Annotated in this window: 9 protein-coding genes; 8 read left to right on the top strand and 1 reads right to left on the bottom strand. The window is 61.3% G+C overall.

Annotated features, from left to right (window positions below):
• Positions 1 to 90: 90 nt before the first annotated feature.
• Positions 91 to 2,271: a TonB-dependent receptor gene (locus tag BEN47_RS04025; RefSeq protein ID WP_070725370.1), complete on the top strand. Its 2,181-nt coding sequence runs from the start codon at positions 91 to 93 to the stop codon at positions 2,269 to 2,271.
• Positions 2,272 to 2,291: 20 nt separating this feature from the next.
• On the opposite strand, the gene BEN47_RS04020 is transcribed toward BEN47_RS04025, so the two are convergent.
• Positions 2,292 to 4,754, bottom strand: coding sequence for a M1 family aminopeptidase (locus BEN47_RS04020; protein WP_125921485.1), 2,463 nt, complete (start codon positions 4,752 to 4,754; stop codon positions 2,292 to 2,294).
• 95 nt (positions 4,755 to 4,849) lie between these two features.
• Between BEN47_RS04020 and BEN47_RS04015 the strand changes: the two genes are divergently transcribed.
• The 7 genes from BEN47_RS04015 (at position 4,850) to BEN47_RS03985 (ending at position 15,296) form a co-directional block, all read left to right on the top strand.
• Entirely contained in the window at positions 4,850 to 5,461 is a 612-nt protein-coding gene (locus BEN47_RS04015) for a DUF1684 domain-containing protein (RefSeq protein WP_094123001.1), read from the top strand.
• Positions 5,462 to 5,665: 204 nt separating this feature from the next.
• The gene (gene pheT, locus BEN47_RS04010) at positions 5,666 to 8,101 is read left to right on the top strand and encodes a phenylalanine--tRNA ligase subunit beta (protein WP_070725366.1); all 2,436 of its coding nucleotides are present in this window, start codon (positions 5,666 to 5,668) and stop codon (positions 8,099 to 8,101) included.
• Positions 8,102 to 8,476: 375 nt separating this feature from the next.
• A complete protein-coding gene (locus BEN47_RS04005) occupies positions 8,477 to 11,491 on the top strand; it encodes a M16 family metallopeptidase (protein WP_070725365.1) in 3,015 nt (1,004 codons plus the stop codon).
• 266 nt (positions 11,492 to 11,757) lie between these two features.
• Positions 11,758 to 12,054, top strand: a complete 297-nt coding sequence (locus tag BEN47_RS04000) for a hypothetical protein (protein WP_070725362.1) — start codon at positions 11,758 to 11,760, stop codon at positions 12,052 to 12,054.
• Positions 12,055 to 12,092: 38 nt separating this feature from the next.
• The gene (locus tag BEN47_RS03995) at positions 12,093 to 12,386 is read left to right on the top strand and encodes a cell division protein ZapA (RefSeq protein WP_035564663.1); all 294 of its coding nucleotides are present in this window, start codon (positions 12,093 to 12,095) and stop codon (positions 12,384 to 12,386) included.
• 203 nt (positions 12,387 to 12,589) lie between these two features.
• A complete protein-coding gene (gene rny, locus BEN47_RS03990) occupies positions 12,590 to 14,206 on the top strand; it encodes a ribonuclease Y (RefSeq protein WP_438830496.1) in 1,617 nt (538 codons plus the stop codon).
• A gap of 463 nt (positions 14,207 to 14,669) precedes the next feature.
• Positions 14,670 to 15,296, top strand: coding sequence for a hypothetical protein (locus BEN47_RS03985; protein WP_125921484.1), 627 nt, complete (start codon positions 14,670 to 14,672; stop codon positions 15,294 to 15,296).
• Positions 15,297 to 15,461 lie beyond the last annotated feature (165 nt).

Raw genomic sequence — 15,461 nt, 5'->3', positions numbered from 1 at the left:
AACTTATAGCTTTACCTGCTTAAATCAAGTTCTGGCACCAGCAAGCACGCGCATCCCATTCCTTCTATGCCCCATTGCAAGAGGTACTCTTTGCTGCTAATAGTGCTGTTGATTGGGTGCGATGCCTGGGCCCAGGAGCAGCCGCAGGATTCGAGCCGGTTTTTTGGGCTGGACGAGGTCGTGGTGTCGGCCAATCGGGCGCTGGAGCGCAAGGCCGATATTCCGCAGCAGATTGACGTGCTCACGGCCCGCAGCATCCGCCTGCAAAACCCTGCCACCATGGCCGATGCCCTGCAACATACCGGGTGGGTATTTGTGCAGAAGTCCCAGCTCGGGGGCGGCTCGCCGGTTCTGCGCGGCTTTGAGGCCAACAAGGTGTTGCTGGTGGTGGATGGGGTGCGCCTCAACAACGCCATTTACCGCGCCGGGCACCTGCAGAACATTCTCAGCGTGGACGCCAACTCGCTGGAGCGGGTCGAAATCCTTAACGGGGCGGGGTCCGTGCTATACGGGTCGGATGCCCTGGGCGGTGTGGTCAGCCTGTTTACCAAAAGCCCCCGCCTGGCCGACAGCACCGGCCTCGAGGTGCGCACCAGCAACCTGCTGCGCTACGCCACCGCCGCCCGCGAGAAAACCGCGCACTCGGATTTTTCGCTGGGCTGGCGCCGCTGGGCCACCTTCACCAGCCTCACGGGCACCGACTTCGACGACCTGCGCAAGGGCACCACCGGGCTGCCCGGCTACCCCGGCTTTGGGCAAGTGCGCCAATACGCCGCCCGCCAAAACGGCCAGGATGTGCTGGTGGACAACGGCGAGCCCAATCGCCTGAAATTCACCGGCTACCGCCAGCTCGATGCGGTGCAGAAAGTGCTGTTTCAGCCCCGGCCCGGCCAGCGCCACCTGCTCAACCTGCAGTATTCCACCACCTCCCAAGTGCCGCGCTTCGACCGACTTCAGACCTACCGCAACGGCGCCCTGCGCTACGCGGAGTGGAACTACGGCCCGCAGACTCGTTTTCTGGGCAGCTACCAGCTGGAGCTCACCCGCCCCACGGGCCTCTACGACCAGCTGCGCCTCACGCCCGCCGTGCAAGCCGTGGCAGAAAGCCGCCTGGTGCGCGATTTTGGCAAGCAGGTGCGGCAGGAAAACCTCGAAAACGTGCGGGTGCTGAGCACCAACCTGGACTTGCTCAAGGCCGTGGGTCCGCACGAGCTGCGCTACGGCGCCGAGCTCACGCACAACACGGTGCGGAGCGTGGGCCGGGGCCTGAATGTGGCCACCGGCGCCGCTACGCCCATTGCCACCCGCTACCCCAACGGGGCCACCTACGGCACGGCCGGGGTGTACGCCTCCCACCGCTGGGAAATCACCGACCGCCTCATTCTGTCCGATGGCCTGCGCTACAGCCACGTGCGCGTGGATGCCCGCTTCGACCCGCGATTTTTCAACGCGGCGTACCCCGACGTCCGGCAGCGCTCCTCGTCGCTGGATGGTACGTTGGGCCTGGTGGCCATGCTGCCGGCCGGCCTGCGGCTGAGCGCGATGGCGGCCACCGGCTTTCGCAACCCCAATGTCGACGACCTGAACAAAACCTTCGAGCAGCTCAACGGCACCCTGATTATCCCCAACGCCGGGGTGCGGCCCGAACGCGTGGTGAACTACGAAGCCGAGCTGTCGGAAACGGTGCCGGACCGGCTGCTGGTAGCCGTGACGGGCTTCGTGACCAACCTGCGCGACGCCCTGGTGGTGCGCCCCTTCGCCACGCCCGGCGGCCGCAGCACCACCGTTTACAACGGCCAGACCTTTGCCACGGTGGCCACCGTCAACACCGGCCGGGCGCGCATTATGGGCCTGTCGGCGCGCACGCAGGTAGTGCTGCCCGTCCACCTGCGCCTCGACGGCAGCATTACTTACACCCAGGGCCGCGACCTGACCGCCCAGGTGCCCCTCGACCACATTCCGCCCCTGTTTGGCCGCGCTGCCCTCACCTACCGGCACCGGAAGCTCACGGCTGAAGGCTCGGTACTCTTTAATGGACGCAAGCGCCCGGAAGACCACAGCCCTTCGGGTGAAGACAACCTGCCCCAGGCCACGCCCGAAGGGGCCCTGCGCTGGTACACCCTCAACCTGCGCACCGCCTACCAGCTCACGCCCCGCTGGGCCCTGCAAGCCGGCCTGGAGAACCTGCTGGACCGGAACTACCGCGTTTTTGCCTCGGGCATTAGCGCGCCCGGCCGCAACCTGTTTCTGGCGGTCCGGTTCGAGCGGTAAGGCCCGGACCCACCGGGCGTTTACTTAGCCGCCTGAATCTCGGCCACGGCACGGTCTACCATGCACGCCACGGCGCCAGCATTCGGCCCGACAGCCTGGCGCGTTTGAATCTGGCGCAGCAAGCCAATGAGCCGTTCCGAATCAACAAACTTGATGTATTCAACCGTCAGGTCCCTGATGCGGGTGATGCCCTGCTCCAGCGCCGTTGGGTCGTCGAGGCGGCCGAGTATTTCGGCGAGGCCGGGCAGCATCTCAAACCGGCCGGGAGGGGTGGCGGCGTCGTATTTGGCCAGCATCAGGGGCCAGTGGGCCGGGCCGCCTGCCTGGCCGTACACATTTACCAGAGCCGCTGTGAGTGGGCCTTTGTTATCGGTCTCGAAAGCAGTGGCGCGCGCCAGGGCCTGGGCGGGGTTTAGCGCGGCTAAGCCTTCCAGCGCCGCCCCCTGCACCCGATACGACTGACTGGCCAGCGCCTTGCCGAAAACCGGCGCGTTGCGCTGGTCCTTGAGTGAGCTCAGGGCGTTGAGGGCGGCGGCCTGCACCTGCACCGAGGCATCGGCGCCGGCCAGCTTCGTCAGCAGCGGGGCCGCGGCCCTGCGCCGGGCAGCGTCTTTGAGGTCGAGCAGCTCAATGGCCATCTCGCGCAACGCGGCCGACTTATCGCCCAGGCCGGCCAGCAGCAGGCGCTGCGCCGCCGGGTTGGTGGGTTGCAGTTGGGCGGCGCGCAGGGCTTCGCGGCGGTCGAGGTAGCTTGGGGCGTGGCGGTACTGGTAGGCGAACTCCGCCAGGGATTTTTGGTCGTCTTTCTGCCACACCAGCACTTTTTCAGCGTCCACGTTCACCAAATCGGGCTTGGTGGCGGCGGGGAAATACAGCGTGTCCACGGCGTGGCGCAGGGTGGTGGCGTAGCGCCGGGCGCGGCCGTTGGTGTACACGTCCACGGCCAGCGGTAGCACGTAGGGCGCGCCGGCCTGGGTTTGGCGCACTACCACGGCCTGGCGCTGGCGGGCAGCGTCCCACTGGTAGGCAATGGTGACCACGGGGTGGCCCGCCCGGTAGTACCACTGATTGAAAAACCAGTTCAGGTCCCGGCCCGAGGCTTCTTCCAGGGCCAGCCGCAGCTGGTGGGGCTCGCCGGTGCCGAAGGCATTTTGCTTCAGAAACTGCTGCAGACCCCGGAAAAACACGTCCTCACCCACGTAGGCCCGCAGCATGTTCAGAATATTGCCGCCCTTCTGGTAGGTCACGGCGTCGAATAGCTCGTCTTTTTCCCGGTACTGCGGGCGCACCAGCGGCTTACCGAAATTGGCAGGGTTACGGAAGTAGGTGCGTAGGCTGAGGTCGGCCTGCTGCTGGCCGGCATCAGGACCGTACTCGTGCTCGGCCCACAGCACTTCACTGAAATTAGCAAACGACTCGTTGATGGTCAGGTTGCCCCAGCTTTCGGCCGTCACGTAGTCGCCGAACCAGTGGTGGAACAGTTCGTGGGCAATTTCGCGCTCCACCAAGGAGTACGGCCAATCCAGCAGCTCACGGGCCGAGCCATGGGCCTGCTCGCCAAAGAGCGAAGCCGTGGTGTTTTCCATGGCCCCGGCCACAAAGTCGCGGCACACTACCTGGCTGTACTTGCTCCAGGGAAAATCAACGCCGAGGCGCTGCGAGAAAAACTCCAGCATGCGCGGCGTCTTGCCGAAAATGGCCCGGGCCTGGGGCGCATACTGCGGCTCCAGGTAGTAGTTTACTTCCTTGCCCCGCCACATGTCTTTGGTAATGCGGAAGTCGCCCACGGCCATCATAACCAGGTAGGGCGCGTGCGGCTGGTCCATTTTCCAAGTGTCGGTGCGCACGCCGGGGCCGGCGGGCGTTTGGCTTACCAGCTGGCCATTGCTGAGCGTGACGTACTTGCTGGGCACCGTCAGGCTGATTTCCTGGGTAGTTTTTTGGTTGGTTTCGTCGATGGTGGGAAACCAGACCGAATTGGCATCGGGCTCGCCCTGCGTCCAGATTTGCACCGGCTTGCCCTTGATAGCGCTGTCCGGGTTGATGAAGTACAGCCCCTTGGCCCCGCGAATGGCCGCGCCGGCTTTGGTGCCCAGCTCGTCGGGCTTGGCCGTGTATTCGATATACACGGTGTAGGCCTCGTCCGCCGGCACCGCGCGGCCCAGCCGAATGAGCAGCTGGCGCTGATTGTAGTCGTATTTCAGCGGCGTGGTGGTGCTGCCCTGCATCAGCGCCACGGCTTTTATGTCCATGCCTTTGGCGTCGAGGCGCAGCGTGTCGGTGGGCTGGCCGTGGGGCTTGAGGGTCACCCATTCGCGCCCATACAAGTAGCGCTTGGCGTAGTCAAACCGCACATCGAGCCGGGTGTGCACCAGCAGGTTGACCTGGCGGGCGGCGGGCCGAAATGGCACCGGCAGCAGCGGCTGGCCGACGGCCGGCGTGAGGATACTCAAACACAGGACCAGCAGCAGGAATTGGCGCATGAGGCAGAACAAGCGAGTACCAGTGGCGGTATTCGAGGCCAAAGATGCCGCCCCGTATGCCTGGGGTTGCCTACCTTTTCAAAAAGTATAGCCGCATGATTAAAAAAATTGCAATTGCCATCGCCGTAATAGGAATTATTTTCTATTCTCTGAACGACACGAAACTCGACATCAGCACCTACGCCGCGCAATTAAATAAAGCCCGCAAAGCAAAAAATCAATCGTTTCGCCAAGGCGAAAACTCACCCCTCGTTACCGCCGAAAAGGCCAGTTTCGACAGCTTGAAATACTATCCGGCCTCGTTGGAATTTGTAATTAATGCCACCGTGGCGCGCAACGAAACGCCCGACACGGTAACCATGCAAATGAGCGACAACCGCACGGAGAAATATTTAAATTGGGGAAAAGCCAATTTTAGCATCGACAAAGCCGCGCAGCAATTAACGCTTTATTTAAAAGCCACCGGCACCGATTCCACGCTATTTATTCCCTTCACTGACCTCACCAACGGCCGCGAAACCTACGGCGGCGGGCGCTACCTCGATGCGCCCATTCCCAAGCTCAACGTGGGCGAGCTAAAGCTGGATTTCAACGCCGCCTACAACCCGTTTTGCGCCTACAACAACGAGTACAGCTGCCCCGTCCCCCCCACCGATAACCGCCTCAAAATCGGCATTCCGGCCGGGGAAAAGTCGTATCGGGAGTAGCACCCCACCCCCGGCCCCTCCCCTCCGGGAGAGGGGTGCCAGTCGACTCTTGCGCCGAAAGGCTCCCCTCTCCCGGAGGGGAGGGGCCGGGGGTGGGGTCCCCCGCAGAGGACGTTTCCCTTTCACCTGCCTTGCCGGCCGCCGTACCTTTGCCTTGCTTATCAACGCAGTTGATAACTGCTCACTGCTAACTGTTCACTGAAAATGCGCATCTCCTTAGACTGGCTTAAAACCCTCATTCCGACCGATAAACCCGCTGCTGAAATCGGCGCCCTGCTCACCGGCTCGGGCCTGGAAGTGGAGAGTCTGGAGGAGCTAGAAAGCATTCCCGGCGGCTTGCGCGGCGTGGTGCTGGGCACCGTGCTCACCTGCGAGGCCCACCCCGATGCCGACAAGCTCAGCCTGACCACCGTGGACGTGGGCGACGGCACGCCAAGGCAAATTGTGTGCGGTGCTCCCAACGTGGCCGCCGGCCAGCGCGTGGTGGTGGCCCTGGAAGGCGCCATGCTCTACCCCGCCCAAGGCGAGCCGTTCAAAATTAAGAAAAGTAAAATCCGCGGGGCAGCCTCCGAGGGCATGATTTGCGCCGAGGACGAAATTGGCCTGGGCCAGTCGCACGCCGGCATTATGGTGCTGGAAACCGAGCTGCCCAACGGCACGCCCGCCGCCGATTACTTCGGCCTGGGCTCGGATACGGTGTACGAAATCGGCCTCACGCCCAACCGCGCCGATGCCGCTTCGCACTACGGCGTGGCCCGCGAGCTGCGCGCCCTGCTGCGCCAGCCCTGCCACCTACCCGACGTGAGCGGCTTTGCAACGCCAGCCTCGGCCGCTGCCAACATCGGCGTGACCATCGAAGACACCGAAGCCTGCCCGCGCTACGCCGGCCTGCTGCTGGAGAACGTGCAGGTGGGCGCGTCGCCGGAGTGGCTGCAGCGCCGCCTGCGCAGCATCGGCCTCTCTCCTATCAACAACGTGGTGGACGTGACCAACTTCGTGCTGCACGAGCTGGGCCAGCCCCTGCACGCCTTCGACGCTGGGCAGATTACCGGTGGTCGGATTCGGGTGAAGCGCGGAGATGGATTCCTTCAGTTTCAAACCCTAGATGATGCCGTACGCACCCCTAATAGCAACGACCTAATAATAGCTGACGCAGATGGATATCCCATGGCTTTAGCAGGAGTCTTTGGAGGCAAAATGTCGGGAGTGAAGGATGGGACTACTAGAGTATTCTTAGAAAGTGCATACTTCAATCCATCCGTAGTGCGCCGCACTTCCCAAACGCACCAGCTAAAAACCGACGCCTCGTTCCGCTTCGAGCGCGGCACCGACCCGAACATGGTGCTGGTGGCCCTGCAACGGGCGGCGTTGCTGCTGCAGGAAGTAGCCGGCGCCACCGTGGCCGCGCCCATCGTGGACGAGTACCCCGCGCCCGTGCTGCCGGCCACCGTGCGCCTGCGCCTGCCCCGCGTGGAGCGGCTGGTGGGCCAGTACATCGCGCCCGAACGCATCCGCCAGATTCTGACGGACTTGGAAATTGAAATCACCGACGAAAACCCCGATGCCGGCGACCAGGATACCTGGACGCTGACCGTGCCGCCCCACAAGGTGGATGTGACCCGCGAAGCCGACATTATTGAGGAAATCCTGCGGATTTACGGCTACAACAACGTGGCGCTGCGGCCCAACAACTCGGCCTCGTTCCTGGCCCGTTTCCCGAATCCTGACCCGGAGGTGACGCGCGTAAAAATCGCCTCCCTGCTCAGCGGCCAGGGCTTTTCGGAAATCCTCACCAACTCGCTCACCAACTCGCAGTACTTCGATAAAGAAGGCGAAGCGGACAATTCGCTGGTGCGCATTCTGAACTACAACAGTGTGGAGCTGAATGCCATGCGGCCCACGCTACTGCATTCGGGCCTGGAGATTATCCGGCACAACCTCAACCGTCGCCAGCGGGACTTGAAGCTGTACGAATTCGGCAAAGCGTACGCGCAGAACGAAGGCGGGAAATACCAGGAGAAGAACAAGCTGGTTATTTACCTGACCGGCAATGCCGCTGGCGAAACCTGGCAGCAGAAGTCGGAGAAAGCTGCTTTCCACGATTTGGCCGGGGCGGTGCAGCAGGTGCTGGCGGCCCTGGGCTTTGGCGGGGCGGCCTCGCATCCGGTGCAGCACGCTTACCTGGCAGGTGGCCTCGCGCTGCTGGTGCACAACCAGCCCGTGGCCCAGTTCGGCGCCGTGGCAGCTTCCGTGCTCAAGCGCCTCGACGTGACGCAGCCGGTGTGGTACGCCGAGCTGGACTGGGACGCCCTGAGCAAGAAGTACAAGCCCACGCTGACGGCCCGCGAGCTCCCGAAATTCCCGGAAGTGCGGCGCGACCTGAGCGTGGTAGTGGACAGCAGCGTGACCTTCGACCAACTCCGCCAGATTGCGCAGCGCACCGAAAAGAAGCTGCTGCAAAGCGTGAACGTGTTCGACGTGTATGCGGGCGAAAACCTGGGCGCAGGCAAGAAGTCCTACTCGGTGAGCTTCACCCTGCAGGACTTTAGCCAGACGCTCAGTGAGCAGGCCATCGACCAGGTAATGCAGCGCCTCATCGGGCAGTTTGAGAAACAGGCGGGCGCGCTGATTCGGAAATAGCTCAACCGGCGCTGGGCCATTCCAAGGCTGGCGCGCGTCTGAGACGCGTTGCCGACTGTTTTCGAGCCTGCGGCTCGGGCGGGCGGTTTTTACGGCCCTGACGTGCGTCGTTCATCGGCAAGCCGCAGGCTCGGAGCCAGTCGGCAACGCGTCGCAGACGCGCGCCAGCCAACGACGGCGTAACTGCAGTTACTACAATTAAGGGAACGTCATGCCCAGCATGACGTTCCTTTTTTATGTCCTGCTCGATGGAGTTGCATTGCTGGTCGATATTCTACTCCTTTTCAAAGGCCGCACCCTATCTTTCAGGCAGCTACAACTGCGTTGTGGTGTGCTCGTTTCATTTTGTCCTTTTAACTTCTGTTTTCCACACAAATGAATTTACGTTTCCTGTCCACGCTGGGCCTGGCCCTGGTCACCACGGTGGGCGTTGCCCAGCAAAAGCCTGCCTCCAAGGGCGCCAAGGCGTCGTCTGCCAAAACCGTCACCATGGCCAGCGGCACGAAGCTGATTGAGAAAGTGACCAAGCAGCCCGGCCAGCTCGTCATTCCTTACGAGAAGTACGTGCTGCCCAACGGGCTGACGCTCATCGTGAGTGAGGACCACTCCGACCCGCTGGTGCACGTGGACGTGACTTACCACGTGGGCTCGGCCCGCGAGCAGATTGGCAAGTCGGGCTTTGCCCACTTCTTTGAGCACATGATGTTCCAGGGCTCCGACAACGTGGGCGACCAGATGCACTTCAAGCTGGTGACCGCCGCCGGCGGCACCCTCAACGGCTCGACGAACACCGACCGTACCAACTACTACGAGACGCTGCCCAGCAACCAGCTCGAGACCGGCCTGTGGCTGGAGGCCGACCGCATGGGTTTCCTGCTGGACGCCGTGAGCCAGAAGAAGTTCGAGATTCAGCGCTCCACCGTGAAGAACGAGCGCGGCCAGAACTACGACAACCGCCCCTACGGCTTAGCCAGCGAGTACATCAGCAAGACGCTCTACCCCTACGGCCACCCCTACTCCTGGCTGACCATCGGCTACCTGGAAGACCTGGACCGGTCGAACGTGGAGGACCTGAAGAACTTCTTTCTGCGCTGGTACGGCCCCAACAACGCCACCCTGACCGTGGGCGGCGACGTGAAAACGGCCGAGGTGGTGAAGCTGGCCGAGAAATATTTCGGCTCCATTAAGCGCGGGCCTTCGGTGCCGGTGCAGAAGCTGCCCGCCCCCGTGCTGACGGCCGACCGCTACGTGAGCTACACCGACAACATCCGTTTCCCGATGCTGCAAATGGTGTTTCCGACCGTGCCCAACGGCCACCCCGATGCCTTGCCCCTCGACGCGCTGGCCGACATCATGGGCGGCGGCAAAACCTCGCTGCTCTACAAAAACCTGGTGAAAAACCAGAAAACCGTGCAGTCGCAGGCCTACCAGCAAAACTCGGAGCTGGGTGGTTTCTTCGATTTCATTGCCCTGCCCCTGCCCGGCAACTCGCTCGAAAGCACCGAAGCCATCATCCGCAGCACGATGCAGGAGTTTGAGAAGCGCGGCGTGACCGATGAGGACGTGCAGCGATTCCGGGCCCAGACCGAAGCCCAGACCATCAACGGCCTGGCCAGCGTGCAGGGCAAGGTGAGCCAGCTGGCTTCTAACCAAACCTTCTTCAACAACCCCAACTACATCACCGTCGAAAGCAAGCAGCTCAAGGCCCTCAACAAGGCCGATGTGCAGCGCGTGTACGACAAATACATCAAAGGCAAGCACGCCGTCATTCTGAGCGTATTGCCCAAAACCGGCGGGGTGGCCGCGGCCAAGCCCGACAACTACACCGTGGACCAGTCGGGCTACAAAGCGCCAGACTACGGCTACAATGGCTTGAAGTACATGAAGGCCACCGATACCTTCGACCGCACCAAGCAGCCGGGCTTCGGGGCCAACCCCGTGGTGAAAGTGCCCGTGCTCTACCAGGAAACCATGCCTAACGGCCTGAAAATCGTGGGCACCAAGAACACGGAAGTACCGGCCGTGACCATGCGCCTGACCATTCGCGGCGGCCACCGCCTGGAGCAGGCCATGCCCGATAAAGCCGGCATTGCCCAGCTCACGGCTTCCATGCTGAATGAAGGTTCGGAGAAGTACACCGGCGAGCAGTTCTCAGCGGCCCTCGACAAGCTGGGCTCGTCGGTATCGGTGAACGCCGGCGACAACGAAACCACCGTGTACGTGCAGAGCCTGACCAAGAACCTGCCCGCCACCATGGCCCTGCTCGACCAGCGCCTGCTTCACCCCCGCTTTGATGCCGCCGACTTTGAGCGCGTGAAAAAGCAGCAGATGGAGCTGATTGCCAACTTCAACAACCAGGCCGGCGTGATGGCCGACCTCACCTACAACCGCCTGTTGTACGGCCAGAACAACATCGCGGGCACCGCCGTGGCTGGCACCACCGCCTCGGTGAGCAGCATCACGCTCGACGACGTGAAGAACTTCTACAACACCTACTACGCGCCCAACGTGAGCTCGCTGGTGGCAGTAGGCGACGTGGACCAGAAAGCCCTGACACCCCAGCTGGGCTTCCTGAAAAACTGGGCCAAGAAGGACGTGACCATCCCGGCTGACATGGCCGGCGTGCAGCCCGACAAAACCACCATCTACTTCGTGAACAAGCCCGCTGCGGCGCAGTCCGAAATCCGGGTGGGCTACCTCACCGACATGAAGTACGACGCCACCGGCCCGTACTACAAAGCCTACCTGGCCAACTACCTGCTGGGCGGCGCCTTCAACTCGCGCATCAACCTGAACCTGCGCGAGAACAAAGGCTATACCTACGGGGCCCGCTCGGGCTTCGCGGGCACGCGCTACGCGGGGCCGTTCACGGCCCAGGCCGGCGTGCGCGCCGATGCCACGGCCGCTTCGGTGAAGGAATTCATGAGTGAAATCACGAATTACCAGACCGGTATTTCGGATGAGGAGCTGGCTTTCGTGCAGTCGTCCATTGGCCAGAGCGATGCTTTGAAATATGAGACCGGCCAGCAGAAAGCCGGCTTCCTGGCTCGCCTGGTAGAATATGACCTGAAACCCACCTACGTGCAGGAGCAGACCGAAATCCTGAAAAACATGAAGAAGGAGGACGTGCAGGCCATTGCCAAGCAGTACCTGCCCGCCGACAAAATGTACATCGTGGTGGTGGGCGACGAGAAGCAGCTGCCCTCGCTGCAGGCCCTGGGCTACCCCGTGGTGCAGATGGACATGGACGGCAAGCCCGTGGCCATGGCCGCGCCGGCCCCCGCCCCCATGCCAGTGGAGGACCAGAAAATTAAAACCAAAGGCGACGATGGGGATAAAACCAAGGTGAAAACCAAAAAGGGCAAGAAGGAGAAGGAAGAGAAGTCGTAGTCCTTCAGGTTTGACACCGTCTGAGCGGTAGCGGAACGTCCTGCTGAGCTTGCCGAAGCATTTTTACTGCGAGAGTATTCCATTACTTTCCCAGTAAATGGCTACGGCAGATTCGGCAGGACGTTCTTTTTTTCGGCGGGCACGGTTCGGCTTTCTGGCCTGCCTTCTTTTCCAAAGCTGCCTGAGTAGTAAGTTGCAAGCCGGTTCCGGGTAAAGCGTAGCTTTCGGAGACTGGCTCTATCTTCACACAAAAATTTATCCTGCCCGTGGCCTCTTCCCAACAGCTTGCGCAACTCGACCGCCTGGAACGGCAGATTAGCACCTTAGTGGCTGCCTATCAGCAATTGCGTGAGGAGCTGGCCGATGCCAACACCAACGTGCAGCAGCTGCGGGCCGACGTGCGCGAGCGGGACAAGCAACTCAAGGAGCGCCAAAACCAAGAAAATATTGTTAAACTTGTACACACCATAGCTGGGGAACCCACCCACGCCAACGAATTAAAACTGCGCCTCAACGAATATATCCGCGAACTGGACAAGTGTCTTGCCTATTTGAGAGACTAACCTACTGAACCTCACCCCACCGCCGTAACACCCGCTTTATGAGCGAGCTAGCCATCAAAATTCGAATTGCTGACCGGGACTATCCCATGCGCGTTGACGTGCAGGACGAGGAACGGCTGCGCCTGGCCGGGCGGCTGCTGGGCGACAAGCTGCGCGAATTCAGAGAAGGCTACGGCATACAGGACAAGCAGGACCTCCTGGCCATGATTGCGCTGGCCACCATGGCCGACCAATTGAAAGTGAGCAAGGAAAAGGACGGCACCGATGCGGCGCTGACCGAGCGGCTGGCTCGTTTCGACGAGCTGCTGGCAGGCGTGGTGCTGACGCGGTAAGTTCCCGCGCGCAGCACCGCACACTCGTTGGCCCGGCAGGGCGAGCGCGGCAATCGGCCGCTCCCGCCTGTAGCCCGGGCAAAACTGTTCCCTCCAGTTATGGTTTTTTACCCATCCAAAACCATAATTACATGTCACCAACCATAATGTATATCTTGCTGGCCGCCGTGGCCGCCCTCGTGGCGGGCATCGTGGTGGGCCGGATGCTGGCCGGCAAAGCCCGGCTGGACCACGAAGGCCAGGCCACGGCCCAGGCCCAACAAATCCTCCGCGACGCCGAGGAGAAAGGCAACCGCCTCCGCGACGAGAAAATAAAGCAGGCCGACGAGCGACTGGAGCAATCCAAGAACAAGTTCAAGAACCTGCGCAACGAGTTTGACACCGAAAGCCGCCGCCTCAAGCAAACCCTGGAACAGGAGCTGACCGAGCGCCGCCAGGGCGTGGTGGAGCAGGAGCAAAGCATCAAGCTGCTTACCGAAACCACCCAGCGCCAGCTAGAGCAATTGCAGCGCAAAGAAGTGGAGCTGGAAAAAGCCCGCGAGAAAAACCAGACCGACACCCAGCAGCTGCGCGACAAGCTGGAAAGCCAGGCCGAGAAGCGCCGCCTCGACCACGAAGCGGCCCTGGCCGAGCTGGAGGAAAAGCAGCAGAGCGCCGACGAGCAGTTGCATTCCGTGCAGCGCCAGCTCGAAACCATCGCCAACTTGACCGCCGCCGAAGCCCGCGAGCAGCTGGTGGAATCGTTGAAAAACGAAGCCCAGATTCAGGCCAGCTCCTACGTGAAGGACACCGTGGCCCAGGCCAAGCTCACGGCCACCAAAGACGCCAAGAAAATTGTGCTGGAAACCATTCAGCGCACCGCGTCGGAGCACGCCATCGAGAACTGCGTGTCGATTTTCAACATTGAAAGCGACGACGTGAAAGGCAAAATCATCGGCCGCGAGGGCCGCAACATCCGGGCGCTGGAAGCGGCGACGGGCGTGGAAATCATCGTGGACGACACGCCCGAGGCCATCATCATTTCGGGCTTCGACCCGGTGCGCCGCGAAATTGCGCGTCTCTCGCTGCACTTGCTGGTGAAGGACGGCCGGATTCACCCGGCCCGTGTGGAGGAAATCGTGGCTAAGACCCGCAAGAACATCGAGGAGGAAATTGTGGAGATTGGTGAGAAAACCATCATCGACCTCGGGATTCACGGCTTGCACCCCGAGCTGATTAAGATGGTGGGCCGCATGCGTTTCCGCTCCTCCTACGGCCAGAACCTGCTGCAGCACAGCCGCGAAGTAGCCAACCTCTGCGCCACCATGGCTGCTGAGATGGGCCTCGACGTGAAGAAAGCCAAGCGCGCCGGCCTGCTGCACGACATCGGCAAGGTGAGCACTGAGGAGCCCGAGCTGCCCCACGCCATTCTGGGCATGGAGATGGCCAAGAAGTGGAAAGAGCACCCCGATGTGGTAAACGCCATCGGGGCCCACCACGATGAGATTGAGATGACGGCCATGATTTCGCCGCTGGTGCAGGCCTGCGACGCCATTTCGGGCTCGCGCCCCGGCGCCCGCCGCGAGATGATGGAGAGCTACATCAAGCGCCTCAAGCAGTTGGAAGAAACCGCCAACGGCTTCAAGGGCGTGAACCAGTGCTTTGCCATTCAGGCCGGCCGCGAGCTGCGCGTGATGGTGGACGCCGAGAACGTGACCGACGAGCGCGCCGCCGAGCTAAGCTTTGAAATCTCGCAGAAGATTGAGAAGGAAATGCAGTACCCCGGCCAGATTAAAATCACCGTAATCCGCGAAATGCGTGCCGTGGCTTACGCCAAGTAGGTTGTACCGCACGCTTTAGCTTGCGCAGTTTTTGCTTCCAAAGAAGCCCCCGCAACGAGTGTCGCGGGGGCTTCTTTGCGTTTTTGAAAAATCCTTTTTATTCAGTCAATAAAATTCCCTGCAACTTATAACGCCGCTTTTTCAATTAATTTATTGCCCACAGAAAGTCCCGTAACCTGAGAAAAAGTGCTACTTCCAGTACTTGATTCGACTTAGCTTTACAGCAGCCCGCACAGTTGGCCACTCTTCGCACCTCCTCACTTCTGTCAGCAACATGCGTTCTGCATTACCCAGTATTTTCCGTAGCTGTGGTTTAGCGGCGTTGCTTTCGGGAGCGAATAGCTGCACGCTGTACCAACCGTTACTTACGACGCTCCCAGCGGTACGTAAGAAGGGTGATGTGGCAGCAACGGGAAACTGGCAAATACCTTATGGGGCGCAGGGGTCGGTCATAGTGTCGCCGGTGGCCCATGTTCTGGTTTTTGGCAGTGGCGGGCTGAATGTGTACAACGCGAAGCGCGGCAGCAGCAACAGCTACGCCCGCAGCCGGCAGTACGAATTGGGCGTGGGGGGCTACATCACCCTGGGCCAAACTTGGTTGAGCGTAGCGGCCGGCGCGGGCCGGGGCCGCGGCTACCGTTATGGTCGCTTCGGGTCTCCTGACTTCTTTTACCCCGGCGCGGTGGGCTACACCGGCGGCAATACTGGCTCTGGCAGGCGCGCGCCAATTCCCGAACTCCTGGGCTATTACGACACCCGCTTCGTGCAAGCAACAGCTTGGTGGCCCCCTGCCCGCCTCCCCCAACTGGAGTGGGGTGCCGGCCTGCGTGTAAATCAGGTTCGCTTCACTAGCCTGAAGCTGAATGGCGTTACCCAGCCCCTGCCCAGCCAATACTACCTGCAAAACTCGGTGGTCGTAAAGCGGCAATTCGGACCTCGTTTCAGTTGTCAGGCCACTGGCAGCTACGACTTTGCTTTGCAGGAGGTGACCAACGAAAGCACTTTTAGCTTGGCGCCGCTACGGGTGGGGCTGAGCCTCGTTTTTGCTCCGGGTGTGTCAACCACTAAATCATCAACGGCGGCGAAGTGAACGGTTGGTCAACCTACACAATCACCCTAATTCAGGTAGCACGCGCCGTTGCCTAGGCTAAGCAGGTGGCGGTGGTCTAATTTAAGGTGAGATTGTAATTGTCAATGACAATTTTAATGCGGGCGTTATGCATGGGCAAGGATTTGCTAAAGGAGCAGGATTTTC

Origin of the sequence: Hymenobacter lapidarius (assembly GCF_001816145.1) — a bacterium.
GTDB lineage: Bacteria > Bacteroidota > Bacteroidia > Cytophagales > Hymenobacteraceae > Hymenobacter > Hymenobacter lapidarius.
This window is presented reverse-complemented; position numbering and strand designations above follow the sequence as displayed.